The sequence below is a fragment of the Candidatus Ruthia magnifica str. Cm (Calyptogena magnifica) genome, from assembly GCF_000015105.1.
GTDB lineage: Bacteria > Pseudomonadota > Gammaproteobacteria > PS1 > Pseudothioglobaceae > Ruthia > Ruthia magnifica.
The window spans coordinates 1,140,485-1,160,782 of the sequence record NC_008610.1 but is presented as its reverse complement, the minus strand read 5'-3'; the positions used below and the strand labels follow the sequence as shown (position 1 = coordinate 1,160,782).

General features: G+C 34.6%; 18 protein-coding genes, 1 tRNA gene and 1 pseudogene. 4 read left to right on the top strand and 16 right to left on the bottom strand.

Annotated features, from left to right (window positions below):
• The first annotated feature begins 516 nt into the window (after positions 1-516).
• The 4 genes from tpiA (at position 517) to RMAG_RS05370 (ending at position 3,683) form a co-directional block, all read left to right on the top strand.
• On the top strand, positions 517-1,263 hold the full coding sequence (gene tpiA / locus RMAG_RS05385) for a triose-phosphate isomerase (protein WP_011738405.1): 747 nt from the start codon (positions 517-519) through the stop codon (positions 1,261-1,263).
• A gap of 2 nt (positions 1,264-1,265) precedes the next feature.
• A complete protein-coding gene (secG, locus tag RMAG_RS05380) occupies positions 1,266-1,631 on the top strand; it encodes a preprotein translocase subunit SecG (protein ID WP_011738404.1) in 366 nt (121 codons plus the stop codon).
• Positions 1,632-1,650: 19 nt separating this feature from the next.
• A tRNA-Leu gene (locus RMAG_RS05375) sits at positions 1,651-1,736 on the top strand.
• A 1,422-nt stretch (positions 1,737-3,158) separates the two neighbouring features.
• Positions 3,159-3,683 carry a hypothetical protein gene (locus RMAG_RS05370; protein ID WP_011738403.1) on the top strand — a complete coding sequence of 175 codons (525 nt, stop codon included), beginning with the start codon at positions 3,159-3,161 and terminating at the stop codon, positions 3,681-3,683.
• 2,089 nt (positions 3,684-5,772) lie between these two features.
• On the opposite strand, the gene tsf is transcribed toward RMAG_RS05370, so the two are convergent.
• The 16 genes and pseudogenes from tsf to aroQ form a co-directional block, all read right to left on the bottom strand.
• Complete coding sequence (gene tsf, locus RMAG_RS05365) at positions 5,773-6,663, bottom strand: translation elongation factor Ts (RefSeq protein ID WP_011738402.1); 891 nt, start codon at positions 6,661-6,663, stop codon at positions 5,773-5,775.
• A gap of 330 nt (positions 6,664-6,993) precedes the next feature.
• Positions 6,994-7,680 (bottom strand): annotated as a pseudogene (rpsB, locus tag RMAG_RS05360) (30S ribosomal protein S2); the annotation flags it as partial.
• Positions 7,681-7,908: 228 nt separating this feature from the next.
• Entirely contained in the window at positions 7,909-8,580 is a 672-nt protein-coding gene (rpe, locus tag RMAG_RS05355) for a ribulose-phosphate 3-epimerase (protein ID WP_011738400.1), read from the bottom strand.
• Positions 8,581-8,606: 26 nt separating this feature from the next.
• A complete protein-coding gene (gene gpmI / locus RMAG_RS05350; protein WP_011738399.1) occupies positions 8,607-10,145 on the bottom strand; it encodes a 2,3-bisphosphoglycerate-independent phosphoglycerate mutase in 1,539 nt (512 codons plus the stop codon).
• A 31-nt stretch (positions 10,146-10,176) separates the two neighbouring features.
• Complete coding sequence (ychF, locus tag RMAG_RS05345; RefSeq protein ID WP_011738398.1) at positions 10,177-11,268, bottom strand: redox-regulated ATPase YchF; 1,092 nt, start codon at positions 11,266-11,268, stop codon at positions 10,177-10,179.
• Positions 11,269-11,291: 23 nt separating this feature from the next.
• Positions 11,292-11,867, bottom strand: coding sequence for an aminoacyl-tRNA hydrolase (pth, locus tag RMAG_RS05340; RefSeq protein WP_011738397.1), 576 nt, complete (start codon positions 11,865-11,867; stop codon positions 11,292-11,294).
• A 16-nt stretch (positions 11,868-11,883) separates the two neighbouring features.
• Positions 11,884-12,552 carry a 50S ribosomal protein L25/general stress protein Ctc gene (locus RMAG_RS05335; RefSeq protein ID WP_011738396.1) on the bottom strand — a complete coding sequence of 223 codons (669 nt, stop codon included), beginning with the start codon at positions 12,550-12,552 and terminating at the stop codon, positions 11,884-11,886.
• 153 nt (positions 12,553-12,705) lie between these two features.
• A complete protein-coding gene (gene ubiB / locus RMAG_RS05330; RefSeq protein ID WP_011738395.1) occupies positions 12,706-14,310 on the bottom strand; it encodes a ubiquinone biosynthesis regulatory protein kinase UbiB in 1,605 nt (534 codons plus the stop codon).
• Between the two features lie 2 nt (positions 14,311-14,312).
• Complete coding sequence (locus RMAG_RS05325) at positions 14,313-14,633, bottom strand: SCP2 sterol-binding domain-containing protein (RefSeq protein WP_011738394.1); 321 nt, start codon at positions 14,631-14,633, stop codon at positions 14,313-14,315.
• Between the two features lie 126 nt (positions 14,634-14,759).
• Positions 14,760-15,500, bottom strand: coding sequence for a bifunctional demethylmenaquinone methyltransferase/2-methoxy-6-polyprenyl-1,4-benzoquinol methylase UbiE (gene ubiE, locus RMAG_RS05320; RefSeq protein ID WP_011738393.1), 741 nt, complete (start codon positions 15,498-15,500; stop codon positions 14,760-14,762).
• Between the two features lie 2 nt (positions 15,501-15,502).
• Positions 15,503-16,639: a citrate synthase gene (locus RMAG_RS05315; RefSeq protein ID WP_011738392.1), complete on the bottom strand. Its 1,137-nt coding sequence runs from the start codon at positions 16,637-16,639 to the stop codon at positions 15,503-15,505.
• 3 nt (positions 16,640-16,642) lie between these two features.
• A complete protein-coding gene (gene erpA, locus RMAG_RS05310; protein ID WP_011738391.1) occupies positions 16,643-16,996 on the bottom strand; it encodes an iron-sulfur cluster insertion protein ErpA in 354 nt (117 codons plus the stop codon).
• Between the two features lie 9 nt (positions 16,997-17,005).
• Complete coding sequence (gene argC, locus RMAG_RS05305; protein ID WP_011738390.1) at positions 17,006-18,028, bottom strand: N-acetyl-gamma-glutamyl-phosphate reductase; 1,023 nt, start codon at positions 18,026-18,028, stop codon at positions 17,006-17,008.
• Positions 18,021-19,376, bottom strand: coding sequence for an acetyl-CoA carboxylase biotin carboxylase subunit (gene accC, locus RMAG_RS05300; RefSeq protein ID WP_034415923.1), 1,356 nt, complete (start codon positions 19,374-19,376; stop codon positions 18,021-18,023). Before accC ends, argC begins: the two co-directional genes overlap by 8 nt.
• Positions 19,377-19,381: 5 nt before the next feature.
• Positions 19,382-19,789: an acetyl-CoA carboxylase biotin carboxyl carrier protein gene (gene accB, locus RMAG_RS05295; RefSeq protein ID WP_011738388.1), complete on the bottom strand. Its 408-nt coding sequence runs from the start codon at positions 19,787-19,789 to the stop codon at positions 19,382-19,384.
• Complete coding sequence (gene aroQ / locus RMAG_RS05290) at positions 19,790-20,239, bottom strand: type II 3-dehydroquinate dehydratase (RefSeq protein WP_011738387.1); 450 nt, start codon at positions 20,237-20,239, stop codon at positions 19,790-19,792.
• Positions 20,240-20,298 lie beyond the last annotated feature (59 nt).

The following is a 20,298-nucleotide window of genomic DNA, read 5'->3' as shown; positions in this document are numbered from 1 at the left end:
TTATGTTATGGATATTAGGTTAATCAATGGGTGGTTTGAAAAATTATTGTGGAATTTTTTCCATATGGTTTTGGCAGCTGTCATTTCGACGTTTTTTTACTATTCATTATTACTGTAGTTACTTTATTGGTGCATATTTTTGATTATAAAATGAATTAAAGATTGAATTGATTGTAGATACAATTAGGTTCAATTGATGAATTGTTGTTAACAACAATTTTGTTATTTTTTAAGACAAAAAAAATGGTTAATTGTCTAAAGTTTTGGTGATTAATTTATTGAATGATTTAAAATCAAAACTTGCTAAAGTAATACTCATGATTTTAGTGATGCTTTTTAAAAATGTGTCTTTGTCAGTATCATTTAATTCAGCGTTAGATTTTATGTATTTTTTTTGGTATTTTAATGGCTTTATTGGTCTTATATTTTGGTTTTAAATCTTGACATTAATACCTTAGGATTGATTTTTATAACTAAATAGCGTAACATCATCTCAATTTTTTAAAGATAATTATTATGCGTCAAATAATCATAGCGGGTAATTGGAAAATGAATGCCTCAAAAGAAGCGACCAATACATTGGTTATAGGTATTCTTTCAGGCATGGCAGATGTTAAATCCAAAGTCATCGTTTGTGTGCCTTCACTTTATATGTCACAGGTTGAAGTATTGGTTGTAGATTCACAACTTAATTTAGGTGCACAAAACTTAAATGTCAATAAATTAGGTGCTTTTACGGGTGAAATTAGTGCTGATATGATTAAAGATTTTGGTGCAAAATACGTTATTGTAGGTCATTCAGAGCGTAGAAGTCTTTATGGTGAAACCGATGAGATTGTTGCGCAAAAAGTACAAGTTGCATTGGATAATAATTTAACCCCACTTTTCTGTATCGGTGAATTGTTAGAAGATAGAGAGTCTAATAATACGAAATCGGTTGTTTCAAAACAAATTCAAGTAGTGATTGATCGGGTTGGTATTGAGGCGTTTAAAAATATTATTGTGGCTTATGAGCCTGTTTGGGCAATTGGTACAAATGTTACCGCAACGCCACAGCAAGCACAAGATACACATGCCTTTATTCGCTCAATGTTAGCTGAATACGACGCTGATATTGCACAAATAACCTCAATTCTTTATGGCGGTAGCATGAATTCTAGAAACGCAGCTGAATTACTTAATTGTAAAGATATTGATGGCGGTCTAATAGGTGGTGCTTCACTTAAAGCACAAGATTTCTTACAAATTTGTAAAGCAGGTTAATGATGTCGTTTCAACTTATTTTAGTTGTTCATATACTATTGGCATTAGGTTTAATTGCTTTAATTTTAATACAACATGGTAAAGGTGCTGATGCAGGTACTGCTTTTGGTGCGGGTACTTCTGGTTCGGTTTTTGGTGCACGAGGTGCAAATTCATTTCTTTACAAGCTGACTACTAGTTTGGCTTTTGGCTTTTTTCTAACCAGTTTGACGTTGGCTTATTTAGCAACCAATGATAGTAGTGTTAATAACGAACTAACAAGTGTTATGGAGCGAGTTACAACAATAGAAGGTGCAGTTCCGTCTGACGTACCTATGGTTGTTACGCCCATTTTAACTGAATCAGATATTAGTGATATTTCAAACTAGTAATTATTCTAACTTATATGCCGATGTGGCGGAATTGGTAGACGCGCTACTTTGAGGGGGTAGTAAGCTATGCTTGTGTCGGTTCGATTCCGGCCATCGGCACCACTTTTTGATAAGTGTCTCGTATCAATAATTTTTTAATAAATTGATGTATTATTTAGAGAGTTTATATCTGAACATGAAACGAATTGGCGGTATCGTGTGGAAAGAATATTTTTAAGATTTTATCTTTGATTATTAAAAATAAGTTATTATGACTTATATTGTTGTTGGTATTAGTAATAGACTCTCAATTTAACACCTAACCATGGATACTTTAACGGAAAGTTTTTTGCATAAAATAGACCTGATGTGTTTAGTATATGATAATTTAAGGAGCTAATCTGATCAGGATGAAAAGCTTCTAATTGCAATTTAAACCAATAATTTTTTTAAAACTTTAAAATTAACTGCTTTATATTGAAGAGATAACAATTAATTGCTGATTATACTAGAAATGTCTATGATAATAAAGACAGTTTAATTGTTGAAGATTTGTTTGAACAATTACCTAAGTCCAAAGTAGAAATTCACCAGAAAAAACAAAGAGAGAGCTAAGCAATGCATTATTTAAGAGTTCTTCTATATAAAGATTTTGTAGATGAGTTAAGTGAAGCATAAGAATAATTGTATTTATGTTTTTTCAGAAAAAACCGAAATTATGATTTAAAATACAACAAATTATTTAAGATTTTCAAATGGATATTTCTGTATTACTAGTAGTCATTATGGAAAAATAAATTTATTCAAGCGCCATTAGTTATTTTTTAGCATTTTGGATGATATCAATGATGTGTAAAAGTATTATTTTTAATGCATTACATGAGCTATGCAATCATCTTATGATCAGTCAGAAAAAATAGGTAATATTATTACGCTTTCACGTCTAGAAAGCACTAAGTTAGCCCATGAGGTGTGTGGCAATTAATCATATTTTTTACGATGAAAATGATTACCAAAATATCATCAAAGGTGCTAATACTTGGTATTGAAATTATTAGTCTTTGTTTTAATTTGATATTAATGAAAAATGATACATGCTGTATGTTACATGTCATAAAAATTATGTTTTTTATGAAAAGGACCAGAAGGTTTGAATGTATGTTTTGAGGTTCGAGACTATGGTTTTTCATTCCTGTAAGGCATTAACATGACTAATTAAGTGTTTTATCGGTAAAAAAATGGAACTAATCTTGTATTAGTGATTGTTTAACACATGCGCAAAAGCGTATGCTAGTGTTTTATTTAAAAAGTAATACTTGGCAAGGAAGTTCTGTGTTTAGCGTATACTTTGCCAAAACAGTCTAATTTTTTTAAATAGTAATTTACTCTGTTAATTTTATGTTGTAAGCTTTTCTAAAATATATATTAGAATATAATTGACTTCTTATATATTTGCTATATAATGCTCTCATCAGACCATAAAGTCTAATACTTAAAAGCCTCTTAACAATAAGAGAGTTAATACTTTTTAATTTGGAGATTAATATGAAAAAAATAATTGCAATTGCTACTTTGGTAGCTGTTACATCAGCATCAGCTGGTTTCTTTAACAATGGTTCAAACAACAATGATTACGGCTATGGTAACGCTTCAAACCGCTGGGGACCCTTTGACGGTGGTTCTAACTTTGGTCCAATGAATGGCGGTTCTAACTGGGGCCCCTTTGACGGTGGTAACAACTGGGGCCCTTTCAATGGTGGTTCTAATTGGGGCCCTTTCAATGGTGGTAACAACTGGGGCCCTTTTTCAAATAATAACGACATGAATAACGATTCTGACTGGGGTTTCCATTACAACAACAAGAATAAAACTAAGAATGTTTCTAATGCAACTGTTGATGGTAAGTATACTGGCACTGCTAATGCTAATGCTAAAGGTGTTGCTAATGCTTATGCTAAAGGTCAAGCTAATGCATTTGCTAAAGCACAAGCTAATGCTTATGCTAAAGGTTATGCTGACGCTAAAGCTAATGTAACTGCTGATAGTCGTGATCAAGTGATTGTTAAGTAAGACGTTTTTAATAATTGACCGCTAGATTAATCTAGCGGTAAGATTAAATAAAGACCACTCTTTTGAGTGGTCTTTATTGTCTTAAAAAAAATGCCGGATATTTTTGTATGACTTGTTTGATAAACGGCAGACATAAAATAATATAGAGGCTAAATTTAGTAATAGGGCCCTGGACGGAACAAAACCACATAAATCAGTTATTTGCTAATAAATTCTAAGTTCAGAACGGTTTCGCGACGAATACTACAAAAATAATTTGGATCTAATTGGTTAATCAGTTGCTTAATGTTAGTGTTGATTAAATATTCTTTATTCTTTATCCTTTGCTTTGTAATTTAAAGTATGTTATATCTTTAATATTAATTAAAAATATAACACCTTTAGCATCAGCAGATTTAATTAAAAGTTAACATCACTGAGTTTTGCTTGATTTTTCAAGAGTTTTTGGTTTTCTAAGTGGTTGAAATATAGCCAGACAATAATAATGACAATCACCTCAAAGAATAATCTGATATAAATAAACGTATAACTTAATATAGTACCAGAAACTAATTCATATCTAATAAAGGCAATGATCTATCCTAGTGTATAGATTATCAAGCTATGCGTTATTATCTTTAGTAATGTTTTTTGAATAATATGGATAAGGAATGAGAAGATTACTTATCCATAATGGACAAACTAATGTTATGCGAGATAAATAGTGACGATATAAAAGATGTGTAGCTAACGAACGTAAATTCTAGCCAAGCAATTGGTATATTAAAAATTAAAGTGGCAATAATAATGGAAATAAGGTTGTTTATATTTGTAATGTTATATTATGTAGGTTTGTCTCACTGCTTAAGAAGGTTTTAGACTTTTAAAATTTAATTTTAGTGTTAATGATCCGTTATTTTTTATGTAAATAAATTTTCATGGAATCCTAGTGACAGAGCATAAGGTAACTATAGGACTATTACTTAAAAATATTGAGATTTTCAAGTTTTATGATTAGTGATTGCAACAGAGTAAAATAGAACACTTCCTATTTTTTTGTAACTACACTACTGTAGTATGTGGACGGCTAGTTTCTGTGCTATCGATTTAGAAACTAGAAACTAATATCGTTTATTTGAGTTTCAATAGCGGTTTTTTGACGTAAATTAAATCAAACTTGATGTTGTGTGACAAATTCAAATTGAAATTATGTAGCATAGGTACATTTTAATGAGTCTTTAAATTATTTAAGCTTGATAGTTTTGATCAATGTGTATTCCATATCGAATTATTTAATTTTTACGGTAATATACTCTAAACCGATTGTGTTTAAAGTTTTTTATTTAATTTCATAAGCACTATCTCCTACCATAGAAAATAATTGTTTATTAAATAATATTAAGCTAATATTGGTAGGGTTTTGATTTTATCAACGCTGGAAATTCTTTTAGACAGGTGTGAAAAAATTGTATATTATCATTTTTTGCTTATGTTTTTCTAGTAAATGCTTTTTAGTGTCTACTATTTTTCCTAAGTGGTAGATTTTTCCACAATTGATGTAAAATTATTGTACCATACTTGTGACATTCTTTTCTTAAATTAATTTACAGAACTTCTTTAGTTGTGTCTTTGTCAGCCTATGAGCCACAGCTTAATTTGAAGGTTTAAATATTGTTATTCAATTTATCTTATTCAGTAAATAATAGATGTTGAAATACCAAAGCAGCCACGTTTATTTTTTAAATTCTCTTCTATTTATCGCACTAACGCCACTGTAAATGTTGGTTTTCAAAAACTGCTAATAATATTATTTTAAAATCCATAACTCTCATTGGGTACATCAAAAAAATTGGTTCATTGCGTGAAATATAGAAAGAGTATCAGGATCAATATTAATGGTCATTTTACTACCTACATTTATCATTTTTGCCAGTGTCAAGCGTATTGATAATCGACCTATTATGATGCTTTGTGGTTAATATTGTTAATAGCTGCCTTAATCTATTTTGTCTGAAAAATGATATTCTAATTGCTTTATTTAATTGGTTGAAACAAACAGATAATTGTGTATGGGTGTGCCCTTTTTGGTGGTAAGGTGAATAAACACCTTTTAATCAGTATTGGCCCCTTGAATTTGTGCCATAACTTCATCAGCAAAGTTCTCTTCTTTCTTTTCAATGCCTTCACCAACTTCAAATCGCACAAAAGACTTAACTTGTGCATTGTTTGATTGTACAAGTTTACCTATTGTTGTGTCTGGATCTTTAACAAAATATTGACCATATAAGGTTATTTCATTCACAAATTTTTTCATACGACCAACAATTATTTTTTCAATAAAATTGTCTGGCTTTTCTGATTCTTTGGCCTGTTTAACAAAGATTGCTTTTTCTCTTTCTAGAAGATCTGTAGATAATTCTGCTTCAGAAATGCACTCTGGCTTGCTAGCAGCAATGTGCATTGCTATGTCTTTTGCTAGCACTTCATCGCCACCTTCTAATACCGTTACTACAGCAATACGTTCGCCATGCTTATATGTGCCAATGACGCCATTATTGGTTGTGATTGTTTGTACGCGTCTGATTGCAATATTTTCGCCTACTTTTGCAATGATGTCCTCACGTGCTTTTTCTAATGAGTCGCCATTATCTAGCGTTTGAGATAAAAATTCTTCAATGTTGATAGGTGTTGTTTTAAGTGCTAGTGTGCCTAGCATATCAACAAAACCAATAAATACATCGCCCTTGGTAACAAAATCAGTTTCAGAATTAACTTCTAAAATAGTGACTGTTTTCTTGTCAGCGCTAATATTAACTTTAACCAAACCTTCAATTGTAATACGACCTGCCTTTCTAGTAGCTTTGGCAGCGCCAGAGGTGCGCATTAAGTCAATGGCTGCTTCCATGTCGCCATTAGTTTCAGTTAAGGCCTGTTTGCAGTCCATCATGCCTGCACTTGTTCTTTGTCTCAATTCTTTAACTAAAGAGGCTGTAATTGTCATAATTAATCTCCTGTTTGTGTTGTGTATTTTTTGCTTATAAGTAATAAAAATATATATTAATCAATGTGTTGTTATAAACTATGCAAGCTTTTCGATAGTTTGCGCCTTAGTGTCAGTACTGTTAATAGTGACACCTTGTGTTTCAGCATAAGCAATCAAGTCAGCTTTTTTCATTGTATTAAGAGCTATTTTATTTAGTGTTTCAGGCTTGTCTTCTTTGATAGACGTTTTGATGATCTCTTCTTTTGCTGGTACCTGTTCAATAGGCGTTTTTTTGGAGCCAGGTTTTTTAGTTTCTAGTTTTTTGACTGAAACTTTTTTCTCAATTGAGGTGCTAGTAGCAGCTTTGGCTTCTAAAATAGCATTTGCAATTTCTCTTGCGTAATAACCAATTGCTCTGATGGAGTCATCATTGCCAGGGATAACATAATCAATGCCTTCAGGGCTGTGGTTAGTGTCTACAATGCCAATAATGGGTAAGTGTAGTTTTTTAGCTTCTGCGACTGCATTTTTTTCAACACCAATGTCAATCACAAAGATAACATCTGGAATGTCATTTAAATCTTTAATACCGCCAAGACTGCGTTCTAATTTTTCCATTTCACGCGTCATCATCAGCGCTTCTTTTTTACCAAATTGATTAAAATTTTCTTCTGCTAAAAACTCAAGATCTTTTAGGCGTTTAATAGAGACTTTAATAGTTTTATAATTCGTCATCATGCCACCTAACCAGCGGTGATTAACATATGGCATGCCACAACGCATGGCTTCTTGTTTGATGATATTGCTTGCTGCTCTTTTTGTACCTACAAATAAAATTGATCTACCAACTGCTGTAATTTTACTTGCAAAGTTAAGCGCATCATTGAACAGAGGTAGTGTTTTTTCTAGGTTAATAATATGAACACCGTTACGAGTGCCATAAATAAAGCGTCCCATTTTTGGGCTCCAGAAACGAGAACGATGACCAAAGTGTACACCAGCTTCTAGCATTTTTTTCATTGACGTTTTTGCCATTATATTTTCTCCAAGGGTTAATCTAAGCGCCTATTAGCACTTTCTTCCACAACTTATACCAGTCAACTCTTTTGCAAAAGCACCCTGACTAATATGTCGAGTTGTGTGATACATTAAAACAAGTCAGATCGCCTAACTTGACTTTTAAACCCATTGTGATTTAGCGTAACAATAGATTCAATAAAGCGAATAATTATACCGAAAATTATGGATGACTCTTCAAGTTAATTAAGTTTTAGTAAGCTCTACACGCATTGCATCAATGGTTTTCTTGTAATCATCAGTGCTGAAGATTGCAGAGCCAGCAACAAAGGTATCTGCACCAGCTTTAGCTACTTCACGAATGTTGTCAATCTTTACACCACCATCAATTTCTAAACGAATATTCTTGCCACTTGCATCAATCAGTTTTCTGACTTTACGACATTTTTCCAATGTATGGGGGATGAAAGATTGTCCGCCAAAACCAGGGTTAACTGACATTAATAAAATCATGTCTAGTTTATCCATGACATTTTCTAATATGTGTAGTGGTGTTGCAGGGTTAAATACTAGGCCAGCTTTACAACTCTCTTCTTGAATCATACTTAATGTTCTATCAATATGTTCTGACGCTTCAGGGTGAAAAGTAATATATGATGCACCAGCCTTAATAAAATCAGGAATAATTCTATTAACTGGTTTCACCATTAAGTGAACATCAATTGGCGCACTAACGCCATGATTTCTAAGTGCTTCACATACCAGAGGACCGATGGTTAAATTTGGTACATAGTGATTGTCCATGACGTCAAAGTGGATGATATCTGCGCCATCTCTAAGTACGTTATCAACTTCTTCGCCTAGTCTGGTAAAGTCTGCTGCAAGAATCGAAGGGGCAATAAAATTAGTTTGTTTCATGAATTTCTCCCTGTATGAGTAGTATTTTACTTAAAAGTTAATAAGCTATTACCAGTCATTTCATTTGGCTTTTCAATATCCATCATTGCTAATAATGTTGGTGCAATGTCTGATAATGCACCTTTTTCTGGTTCGGAAATGTCTGCTTTACGCTCACTAACAAAGATTAAAGGGACTGGGTTGTTGGTGTGTGCTGTATGCACTTCATGAGTTTTCGGGTTAATCATTTGTTCTGCATTGCCATGATCAGCGGTTATTAGTATCTCGCCACTAATAGCAAACATAGCTTTATGAATAATACCTAAGCAACTATCAATGGTTTCAACAGCCTTAATGGTAGCGTTTAGTTTGCCAGAATGCCCCACCATGTCAGTGTTGGCAAAATTGCAAATAATTAAATCATATTTCTGGCTTTCAATACTTTCAATCAATGCGTCGGTTAGTTCAAATGCGCTCATTTCAGGTTGTAGGTCATAAGTGGCAACATCGGGTGAAGGAATTAGTATGCGGTCTTCGCCATTAAAAGCTTGCTCAACACCACCATTGAGGAAAAAAGTGACGTGTGCATATTTTTCAGTTTCAGCAATTCTAAGTTGGGTCATACCTAAATTTGATAAATATTTTCCTAGAACATTGTTTAGTTTAGAAGATGGATAAGCCACTGGAAGGTTAAAGTCTTTTTTGTATTCAGTTAGACAAATAAATTGGGTTGGGACGAATGTTCCACGTGAAAACCCTTGAAGATTTTCATCAGTAAAGGCGCGTGTAATTTGCCTAGCACGATCTGCACGATAATTCATGAAAATTAACACATCTCCTTTTTTAATTGAGATCGGAATTTTAATTGAGGTTGATTGAATGAATTCATCTGTTTCACCGCGTGCGTATGCTAATTCAACAGCATGTAGGGCAGATTGAGCTAAAAATTTTGCCTTGCCTTTGGCGATAAGTTCATAAGCACAACGAATACGCGACCAGCGATTATCCCGATCCATTGAAAAGTATCGGCCAATAATGCTAACAATTTCCCCCGTACCAAGAATAGCCATTTTTTCTTCAAATTTTTGAATGTATTTTTCGGCACTTTTTTGCGCACAATCTCTACCGTCTGTAAATAAGTGTAAATAGACATTTTTACAACCTTGTTTGTGTGTCATTTCTAACATAGCGTGGATTTGTTCTTCGTGCGAGTGTACTCCACCATCAGATAAAAGCCCCATAATATGAACCGCTTTGTTGTTATCATTTGCGTATTCTAATGAATTTTTTAAGATTGGGTTTCTAAAGAAATCACCATTTTGAAGCTCGTTATAAATGCGAGTAAAGTCTTGTTTCACAATGCGTCCTGCGCCCAGATTAAGATGCCCTACTTCTGAATTTCCCATTTGCTTACCAGGCAGGCCAACGTCTTTTCCACTGGTGTGAATTAAAGAGTGTAGGAAGGTTTGGTTTAATTTATCCCAAACTGGTGTATTTGCTAGTGCAATAGCATTGTTTTGGATTGTTTCAGAATACCCCCAGCCATCTAGAATTAATAATAATTTTGTTTGTTTTTTAGATTTCATTAATAATAATTTGTACCAAGATTAAATAAATTTACACACTGAACAGAAAGTGTATCACATCGCCATCTTGAACGATGTATTCTTTGCCTTCTGAGCGTAATTTTCCAGCATCTTTTGCACCTTTCTCACCACCAAACTCAATAAAATCAGAAAATGAAACGGTTTGGGCACGAATGAAACCTTTTTCAAAATCACCGTGAATTTTTCCAGCGGCTTGTGAAACACTGTCACCAGTATTAATTGTCCATGCACGTACTTCTTGTACACCAGCGGTAAAATACGTTTGTAGTCCTAATAATTGATATCCAGCTTTAATTAATTTGTCCAGCCCTGATTTACTTTGCCCCATTTCAGATAGGAATTCTTGTTTTTCATCTTTGTTTAATTCGGCAATTTCAGCTTCAGTTTTAGCGCAAATAGTAACAGTTTGTGTATTTTCGCTGTGGGCAAATTTTTCTATTATTTTCAAGTAAGCGTTATCAATAAAGCCGTTTTCGTTTACATTGGCAACGTATAAGACGGGTTTAATGGTGAGCAGTTGAAAGCCTTTTAGTAATTTTAATTCTTCTTCGTCAAATGAGAGTGTGCGTACACTATTACCAGTTTCAAGTACAGACAAGATTTTTGTCAATAGATTTTTAAGGGGGGCGCCATCTTTTTGACCTGACTTGATTTTTTTTAAAGCTTTTTGATATAAATTTTCAAGCATGTCGAAGTCAGCTAAAATAAGTTCAGTGTTGATAATTTCAATATCATCAAGCGGTGAAATCTTTTTTGATACGTGAATAATGTCATCATCATCAAAGGCACGAACAACGTGGATGATGGCGTCTGTTTCACGAATATTGGTTAAAAATTTATTGCCCAACCCTTCGCCTTTTGAAGCGCCTTTAACCAATCCGGCAATATCAACAAACTTCATTGTGGTGGATAGAATTTTTTGAGGATTAACAATTTTTGCTAACTCGTCTAAGCGCGAGTCATTAATAGGCACAATACCAACATTTGGCTCAATTGTACAAAAAGGATAATTAGCAGACCCAACACCAGACTGAGTTAATGCATTAAATAAGGTTGACTTCCCAACATTTGGTAAGCCCACTATGCCACATTTAAATCCCATTTTTTATCATTCCTATAAATTATTTATTCTTTTGTGTGTAAAGTTTTTATGGCCTTGTCAAAGTTACCATTAATCATATCTTCAATGATTTGCAATGAATTATTCAAAGAATTTTGTATTTTTTCTAATTCACCTTTACTAGGCGCATGTAATACAAAGTTGGTTACCTGTGATTTATCACCTGGGTGACCTATACCAATTCTTAGTCGGTGAAACGCCTTAGTACCTAAGGTTTGAATAGTATCTCTTAAGCCATTATGTCCGCCATGTCCGCCATCAAATTTAATTTTTGCAATACCAGGATCAATGTCTAGTTCATCATGGACAATCAATATTTCATTGGTGTTTATTTGATAAAAATTAACAATACTCTGAATAGATTGTCCCGAGCAATTCATGAATACAGTAGGTTTAAGTAATCGAACCTTGCGTCCAGATATATTAATCTGGGCAACTTCGCCAAAAAACTTAGTTTCTTTTTTAAAATTACCAGCATATAGGTGAGCTAAGGCTTCACAGAGCCAGAAACCAGCGTTATGACGATTAGATTGATAATCTTTACCCGGATTACCTAGACCAACAATCAGTTTTATTGTCATATTGGTTTAGTTTAAATTATGAATTTGATTTGTTTTTATCAGCGTTATTGCTCTCGATATTTTCATCTTCAACAATAATAGATGTCTCTTCTTCAATTTCGGCTATTTTTCTAGGCTCTTGAATGGCAACAACACTTCGATTATGTGTCTCAATATCACCATGTGTTAGTGCGGTAATGACCACCCCTTTTGGTATGTTAAGACCTGTAAAACTAATATGTTCGCCCATTGTAAGGTTGCTAATATCTACATCAATAGCGTGAGGTAAGTCTGTTGGTAGGCAAGAGACCTCAACCGAAGTAACAAATTGGTTAAGAATTGCACCTAGACGCATTGCTTCGTTATTTTCCTCTCCATTAAAGTGTAGAGGAACGCTAGTGACAATCGCTTGTTTTAAGTTAATGCGTAGAAAGTCAACATGAGTGACGATGTTTTTAGCAGGATGACGTTGTAAATCCTTAATAATTACAGCCTCTTTTTTCTTGTCAACTATTAAATCAAGTACTGAAGTGTAAGACTCCTCGTTTTCTAATAGACGGGTAATTTCAAAAACATCTAAGGTGATATTCCTAGGGGCTTTACCAGTACCATAAACAATAGCAGGGATTTTATGATTGCGACGTAGGCGATGGCTCGCACCTTTGCCTTGATCATCCCTTGTTAAAGCGTTAATTGTTAAACTCATGTCGATACTCCAAAAAAATAAAAAACACCGCAACAGGCGCTTACTATATAAAAGATATATTTTGCGACCAAATATATCAAGGAGTTCATTTTACCCGAAAATATAGTTAAAAGTAAAATAGCAAATTTTCTATGTTTGAATTAGGAAAATTGTCTATCTAGACTTAAACCAAAATATAAAAGTAACAATACCACTGAACAAACTTGACAGCCAAAACGTATTAATCGCTAAAATACCACTAAGAATAGCCAAAGCGCCAGCAAAGATGGCGTAAGTTTGCTTATTTGCATTGTCTTTGAGTTGATTAACAATACTATCGGTTTGCTGAGTATAAAGATACCCCATATCTTTTATTTTGTTTAATTGTTTGAGTGCATTAATAGCCAAAGCAGGCAGTTCTGGAATGTCTTTTAGAAGTTTCGGCGCCTGGTCTTTTATTTTTTCAAAGGTATTTTTTATACTGTGTTTCTCTTTAACTAAATCTTCTAGAAATGGTTTTGCAGTTGTCCATAAATCAAGCTGTGGATATAACTGTCTGCCAAGTCCTTCAATGTTTAATAAAGTTTTGTCTAATAATAATAGTTGTGGCTGAATGGTAATATCAAAATTTTTGGCTTCTTGAATAAGTTCAAACAACACTTGTCCAAAAGAGATTTCCCCCAAGGGCTTTTCAAACATGGGTTCACAAATTCTTTTAATAGCAGCTTGAAAGGAAGATATGTTTGTTGTTGGGTTTATCCAACCAGAGTCAATGTAGGTTTGTGCTACTTTTTTATAATCTTGGTTAAAAAAAGCCAGAAAAATATTCGCTAGAAAGTCTTTATCAGCTTCGGTAAGCGTGCTCATGATACCAAAATCAACTCCTATATATTGCCCATTAGTATTGACAAAAATATTACCAGGATGCATATCAGCATGGAAAAAATTATGCTTAAAAACCTGAGTAAAAAAAATAATCACACCTTTTTCTGCCAATCGTTTCATATCAATATGATTGGCTTTTAGTTGTTTAATATCACCAACTGGAATACCATAAATGCGTTCAGTAGTTAGAATGTTTTTATGACATAAATCCGGATAAATTTTTGGAATGTAAAGCAGATTAGAATTTTTAAAATTTTTGCCAATTTTTTCACAGTTCTTAGCCTCAATACGCATGTCTAGCTCATTTAGGATAATGCCTTCAAACTCTGACACGACTTCTATAGGACGTAGTTTTTTACTAATCGGATGTTTATTAAATAGCCTTGCTAAGGCGTACATTAATTTAATATCACGTCGGATGACTTTTTTGATATCTGGTCTGACCACTTTAACCGCCACTTCATGATTATTATTTGTTAGTGCGGTGTGTACTTGAGCAATTGAGGCTGAGGCTAGAGGTTTAATGTCAAAGCGTTTGAATAAATTTTCAACTGGCGCACCCAATGATTGTTCAATAATTTGCTTAGCCTTTATTGAATCAAAAGCGGGGCAATTGTCTTGTAATTTTGCTAATTCATCGCCAATATCCTCTGGTAGTAAGTCACGCCTAGTGGAAAGTGTTTGTCCAAATTTGATAAATATGGGCCCTAGTTCTTCTAGTGCTAAGCGAATACGTTGGCCCCGCGTGTATTTTTTAACGGGAAAGTAATGCCAAGGAATAAGATACACTAAAGGCTTGAAATTTTTCAGTAGTGATGTTGATAGTACCAAAGAATCAAGGCGATAGCGCATTAACACACGAGAAATTTTAATAAATCTTAGAAGGCTGTGCATGGCTAACTGTTTTTATGTTTGTATAGTTCAGATTTAATTGGATTGATTAACAAGGTAGACGGTCCATCTTTAATTATATCGCCTGTGTATTTTGATACTATTACTTTTAGTAAATTAACAAATAATTGAGCGGTTTTAACATCACCATGAATGCTAACTTTATCTTGTCTAAACAACTCAGTTAAATTTTCAGAATAGAACAAAGATACAAATACCATGGATTTGAGCTTAATATAAATGTTTGTATATTTGTCAGTGACGGACAAAATAAATACTTGGTCATTGGTACATACAAAGTGTACATCTAATGGTAAGTCTTGCAAAAAAACTAATCATTTTGTCATTAAGCGCACTCATGTCAACTCTCCGTTAATAATTAAGCGATTTAATACTTGCTCAAGGATAGCGGTTTGCTTATGCCAGAAAATTGCTAAGGCTTGCATCGAGGTTTATATTTTAACGCCTTTATGTAAGGCAACAATGCCATATGATAAATTATTATATTCGCAAAAGTCAAAACCGGCATCTAGTACCATACTTTTAAGGTCCTCTTGGTTTGGATGTTTACGGATTGATTCAGCTAAATATTGATATGAGGCCTCATTATCAGCAATAATACTACCGAGTTTTGGCATAATATTGAATGAATAAAAGTCATAGAATTTTTTTAATAATGCAGAATCGGTTGTTGAAAACTCTAAAATCAACAAACAGCCGCCAGGCTTCAAAATACGATACATTTCTTTGAGGGCTTGGTCTTTATCAGTTACGTTTCTAAGGCCAAAGGCAATACTTATACAGTCAAATGTATTGCTATTAAATGGTAGGTACTGCGCATTGAGTTGCACAAATTCAATGCCAATAATACCTTTATTAGTTAAGTTTTTACGGCCCTCATTCAACATAATAGCGTTAATATCACTTAGTATGACTTGTCCATTGTCACCCACTTTTTTCCTGAATTCAATGGCTAAATCGCCTGTGCCACCAGCAATGTCTAGTACTTTATTGCCAATTTTAACGTTGCTTGAAGCAATCGTATAATGTTTCCAAAGGCGATGCGCGCCAAAAGACAAGATATCGTTCATTAAGTCATATTTACTTGCGACAGAGTTAAAAACATTCCTAACCAAACTTTGTTTATCGTTTGTGGCAACTTTCTTGAATCCAAAATGTGTGGTATTTTTCATGATTATTTTTTAGAATAATTTCTAAAATTAGACCCTATGTAGATTTGTGCGGGTCTGAAAATGCGATTATGTCCAACTTGTTCGTGCCAATGAGCTGTCCAGCCAGCAGAACGAGCCATGGCAAAAATAGGCGTAAAATGTGTTTGTGGAATTTTGAAAATTTCGGCATATAAAATACCTGAGTAAAAATCTACATTTGGATAAACGCCTTTGCTTGATAGCAAATCTTCACAAATTCTTTCTACTTCTAATGCAGTTTCAAAGCGTTTAGAAAAATGCATGTTGGATTTTTTGACATAGTCTTCAATCATGGATTGTAAAATACTTGCACGAGGGTCTTTAACGCTATATTCTCTATGTCCCATACCCCAAATGATTTGTTTGTTTTTTAAGCGATTTTTAATATAAGCACGAGCATTTTTAGCATCGCCAATTTCATCTAACATTTTAAGCACATCTTCATTTGCACCACCATGTAAGGAGCCTGCTAAAGTACCAACCGCAGCCGAAATTGAAGCAAAGGGATTGGCAAGCGTTGAAGCAGTTACCATAGCAGAAAAAGTTGAAGCATTGATTGTATGTTCTGCATGTAGAATTAGACAAGCATCAAAAAGCTTGACAATATCATCATCAGGCTCTTCCCCAAACGACATATATAAAAAGTTCTTAGCGTATGACATTCCTCTGCTAGGTGGAATAGGATCATAGCCAGCACTAATACGTGCCCACATTGCTACTAAAGTACTCATGTTAGAAATGATTTTAGTCAGTGCGCCTTGCGTATAGACAGAGTCAGGATTTTGTGCGCCTGCATCAGGATAGAATGTCGCCATAGCGGCAATAGTAGTTTGTAAAACATTCATTGGATGTCCATTGGCAGGCAAAGACCACATCATGGAACGGATATTGCGCTTTACTTCATAACGCTTGTGTAAAATATTTTTAAAGTTGTCTAGTTTGTTTTTGTCTGGCAGTTCTCCATCTCTAAGTAGCATAGATACCTCTTCAAAAGAGCCGTATTTAACCAAGTCTTCAATTGAGTAGCCACGATAAGTCAAAATACCGTTTTTCCCATCAATATAAGAGATAGAAGATTCTGTTGCAGGAACACCTGCCAAACCTGGAATATATTCAATCATAATTTATACCGAAAAGGATGAGCCACAACCGCAAGTGGTTTTGGCATTTGGGTTATGAATAATAAAACGTGCGCCTTGTAAGTCTTCCAAGTAATCAACAGTTGCACCAATTAAGTATTGATAACTCATGGGATCAACTACTAATTGCACACCGTTATTCTCAACACTTGAGTCGCCTTCTTTGTAGGTTTCATCAAAATTAAAGCCATAGGAAAAACCAGAGCAACCGCCGCCTGTGATATAAACACGCAAATGCAAGTTTTCGTTTTTTTCCTCTTCAATAAGAGTTGATACTTTTTTAGCGGCATTGTCGCTAAAAATAATATCTGCTTTTTCTAAAGCTTGTTTTGTTTCCATGTTGCTCCCTTATGGTAATAAGCCAATTTGTTCTAATCCTAAGCCTTCATCAATTCCAAACATGAGGTTCATGTTTTGTATAGCTTGACCTGAGGCGCCCTTATTGATGTTATCAATAACTGTCATAATAATAAGTTTGTTATTTGATTTTTGGATGCCAATATGGCAATTATTTGTGCCTTTAACTGATTTAGTTTGTGGATAAACACCAACTGATAATACATGGACAAATCTATTATCTTGATAGTGATTTTTAAACAATTCTTGTACATCGATGTCCTTTGTTAAATCAACATATACACTGGCAAGCATGCCCCGGGTCATGGGTATCAAGTGTGGAGTAAAGATAAAATCCACATCTGTATTTGCAATGTCTGTTAACACTTGTTGTGCTTCAGGCTTGTGACGGTGTTGATTAACATTATAAGGCTTTAAGGATTCGTTTACTTCGCAAAAAAGTGTGGCAATATTAGAATTTCTACCTGCTCCACTAACACCTGACTTACAATCAGCGATAATGCTTTTTGTGTTAATGGAATTTGCCTTAAGCAGGGGTTTAAGTGCTAGTATGATTGCAGTCGGGTAGCAGCCAGGATTAGCAACTAAGGTAGCGTTTTTTATTTGTGAGCTATAAACTTCAGGCAAGCCATAAACGGCATTTTTTAATAAAGCGCTTTGTGTGTGTACTATGCCGTACCATTTGCTCCATGTGGAGCTGTCTTTAATTCGAAAATCAGCGCTTAAGTCAATTATTTTTATGCCCTTGTCTAGAAATTGGCCAACGCTATTCATGGCTACTCCGTGCGGTGTGGCAAAGAAAATGACGTCGCATTCAAATAATGTCTTATCATCTGGTATAATAAAGTCAAGGTCAACATAACCTATTAGGCTGGGAAATTCTTCAATAACGGCTTTGCCAGTATTTACCCTTGAACATAAAGCAATAATTTTTGCATTTGGGTGGTTGTTTAAAAGGCGTATAAGCTCTAATCCTGTGTATCCGGTAGCGCCAACAATGCCTACTTTAATCATACTGGGTCTCCAGTATTTTTTCGAGATAGTGAATATTCATACCACCTTTTTGAAAATTTTTATCATCCATAATTTGTCTTTGTAAGACGATATTGGTTTTAATGCCATCAATCACCATTTCATCAAGTGCATTTTGCATTTTTATAATAGCACCTAGTCGAGTATCAGCAAAAGTAATTAACTTGCCAATCATAGAGTCATAATGGGATGGCACGGTATAACCGTTATATACGTGTGAATCAACACGTACGCCTAAACCACCAGCGATATGATATTGAGTGATTTTCCCTGGTGAGGGCATAAAATTATTATGGTCTTCAGCATTAATACGGCACTCAATCGCATAGCCTTTGATTTTCACATCATCCTGTGTAAATTGGAGTATTTGACCATCGGCAATGAGTATTTGTTCGCGCACAATATCAATGCCAGTAATCATTTCGGTGACAGGGTGTTCAACTTGAATACGAGTGTTCATTTCAATGAAATAAAATTCATCATTTTCAAATAAAAACTCAAACGTACCAGCGCCGCGATAGTTAATGGTTTTGCAAGCATCCGTACAAGCACTGCCGATTTTTTGGCGCAATTCTGATGTGATGCCAGGTGCTGGTGCTTCTTCTACCACTTTTTGATGACGTCTTTGCATTGAACAGTCACGCTCGCCTAAGTGCACAACATTGCCATGTTCGTCAGCTAATATTTGAATCTCAATATGCCTAGGTGTGGTTAAAAATTTCTCCATATACACTTCGCTATTGTTAAAAAAGTTAAGTGCTTCTATTTTGCTTAACTCAATTGAATCAAGTAGGTTGGTTTCTTTTTCAACCACACGCATACCACGACCACCGCCACCGCCAGAGGCTTTTATGATAATTGGAAAGCCAATATTACGAGCAAGTTTGGTATTTTGAGCGGCGTCTTCAGTCAAACCAGCATTTGATCCAGGTACACAAGGCACACCAGATTTTTGCATAGTCTTAATGGCGGCAACTTTGTTGCCCATAACGCGAATATTATCTGCATGAGGGCCGATAAAAATAAAACCACTTTTTTCAACTTGCTGTGCAAAATCTGCACTTTCAGATAAAAAACCATAGCCAGGATGAATGGCATCAGCGTGAGTAATTTCTGCGGCAGCAATCAGTGCGGGGATGTTTAAATAGCTATCTTTTGATTGGTGTGGACCAATACACACAGCCTCGTTAGACAAACGCACGTGTTTAAGGTCTTTGTCCGCTGTTGAATATACAGCAACGGTTTTGATGCCTAGTTCTTTGCAAGCTCTTAAAACTCTAAGCGCAATTTCACCACGGTTAGCAATGAGAACCTTGTGAATTTTGTTCATTGGTGTCATTGAATGACGACTAGTGTTTGGCCAAATTCAACTGCATCACCATCTGTACATAAGATCTCAGTGACTATTCCAGATTGGTCTGTCTCGATTTGGTTCATAATTTTCATGGCTTCAACGATGCAAACCGTATCACCTTGATTGACGTGTTGACCAATTTTAACAAAAGCATCAGAAGTGGACGATGCTGCGCCATAAAAAGTACCAACCATAGACGAAGTGATAGGATGTCCATTTGCTGTTGTTGTACTATCTTTAGATGGTGGTGCTATTGTCACTGGTGTTGCCATTGGTGCATTGCCATAGCGAGAGATACGGACGGATTCTTTACCCTCAACAATTTCAATTTCACTCATGCCAGATTGTTCTAGCAATTCCATTAATTTTTTTACTTTACGAATATCCATTCATGATCCCTTTAATTGTTGAATATGTTGAATTGCAGCTTGTAGTGCAAATTCATAGCCTTGGGCGCCAAAGCCAGAAATGGTACCTTGTGCAATATCTGAAAAATAAGATCGTTTGCGAAAGTCTTCACGTTTGTATACATTAGATAGGTGAACTTCGGTAAACTTAATATTCACAGCGAGCATGGCATCACGCAAAGCGATTGACGTGTGTGTAAAAGCTGCAGGATTGATAATGATATATTGAGCTCCGTTATTAGTGGCGTTGTGAATATGTTCAATCAATCTTGCTTCTGAATTATCTTGATGGTGTTGAAGTGTAAGCCCAGCGTCATTTGTTATTTTTGCAAGATTACTGATAATGTCATCCAGTGTTTGTACACCATAATAATTAGGTTCACGAGTGCCAAGTAGATTAAGACTGGGGCCGTTTAATAACAGAACATCCATTTGTTGGTAAGTAAAATTTAAATAAAACTGATTTTACCACCAATATCGTGTACGATGAT

Excerpts from the sequence above, each read along its gene's own strand:
- tpiA (WP_011738405.1), top strand. The coding sequence starts at position 517 with ATGCGTCAAATAATCATAGCGGGTAATTGGAAAATGAATGCCTCAAAA.
- secG (WP_011738404.1), top strand. The coding sequence starts at position 1,266 with ATGTCGTTTCAACTTATTTTAGTTGTTCATATACTATTGGCATTAGGT.
- RMAG_RS05370 (WP_011738403.1), top strand. The coding sequence starts at position 3,159 with ATGAAAAAAATAATTGCAATTGCTACTTTGGTAGCTGTTACATCAGCA.
- tsf (WP_011738402.1), bottom strand. The coding sequence starts at position 6,663 with ATGACAATTACAGCCTCTTTAGTTAAAGAATTGAGACAAAGAACAAGT.
- rpe (WP_011738400.1), bottom strand. The coding sequence starts at position 8,580 with ATGAAACAAACTAATTTTATTGCCCCTTCGATTCTTGCAGCAGACTTT.
- gpmI (WP_011738399.1), bottom strand. The coding sequence starts at position 10,145 with ATGAAATCTAAAAAACAAACAAAATTATTATTAATTCTAGATGGCTGG.
- ychF (WP_011738398.1), bottom strand. The coding sequence starts at position 11,268 with ATGGGATTTAAATGTGGCATAGTGGGCTTACCAAATGTTGGGAAGTCA.
- pth (WP_011738397.1), bottom strand. The coding sequence starts at position 11,867 with ATGACAATAAAACTGATTGTTGGTCTAGGTAATCCGGGTAAAGATTAT.
- RMAG_RS05335 (WP_011738396.1), bottom strand. The coding sequence starts at position 12,552 with ATGAGTTTAACAATTAACGCTTTAACAAGGGATGATCAAGGCAAAGGT.
- ubiB (WP_011738395.1), bottom strand. The coding sequence starts at position 14,310 with ATGCACAGCCTTCTAAGATTTATTAAAATTTCTCGTGTGTTAATGCGC.
- ubiE (WP_011738393.1), bottom strand. The coding sequence starts at position 15,500 with ATGAAAAATACCACACATTTTGGATTCAAGAAAGTTGCCACAAACGAT.
- RMAG_RS05315 (WP_011738392.1), bottom strand. The coding sequence starts at position 16,639 with ATGATTGAATATATTCCAGGTTTGGCAGGTGTTCCTGCAACAGAATCT.
- erpA (WP_011738391.1), bottom strand. The coding sequence starts at position 16,996 with ATGGAAACAAAACAAGCTTTAGAAAAAGCAGATATTATTTTTAGCGAC.
- argC (WP_011738390.1), bottom strand. The coding sequence starts at position 18,028 with ATGATTAAAGTAGGCATTGTTGGCGCTACCGGATACACAGGATTAGAG.
- accC (WP_034415923.1), bottom strand. The coding sequence starts at position 19,376 with ATGAACAAAATTCACAAGGTTCTCATTGCTAACCGTGGTGAAATTGCG.
- accB (WP_011738388.1), bottom strand. The coding sequence starts at position 19,789 with ATGGATATTCGTAAAGTAAAAAAATTAATGGAATTGCTAGAACAATCT.
- aroQ (WP_011738387.1), bottom strand. The coding sequence starts at position 20,239 with ATGGATGTTCTGTTATTAAACGGCCCCAGTCTTAATCTACTTGGCACT.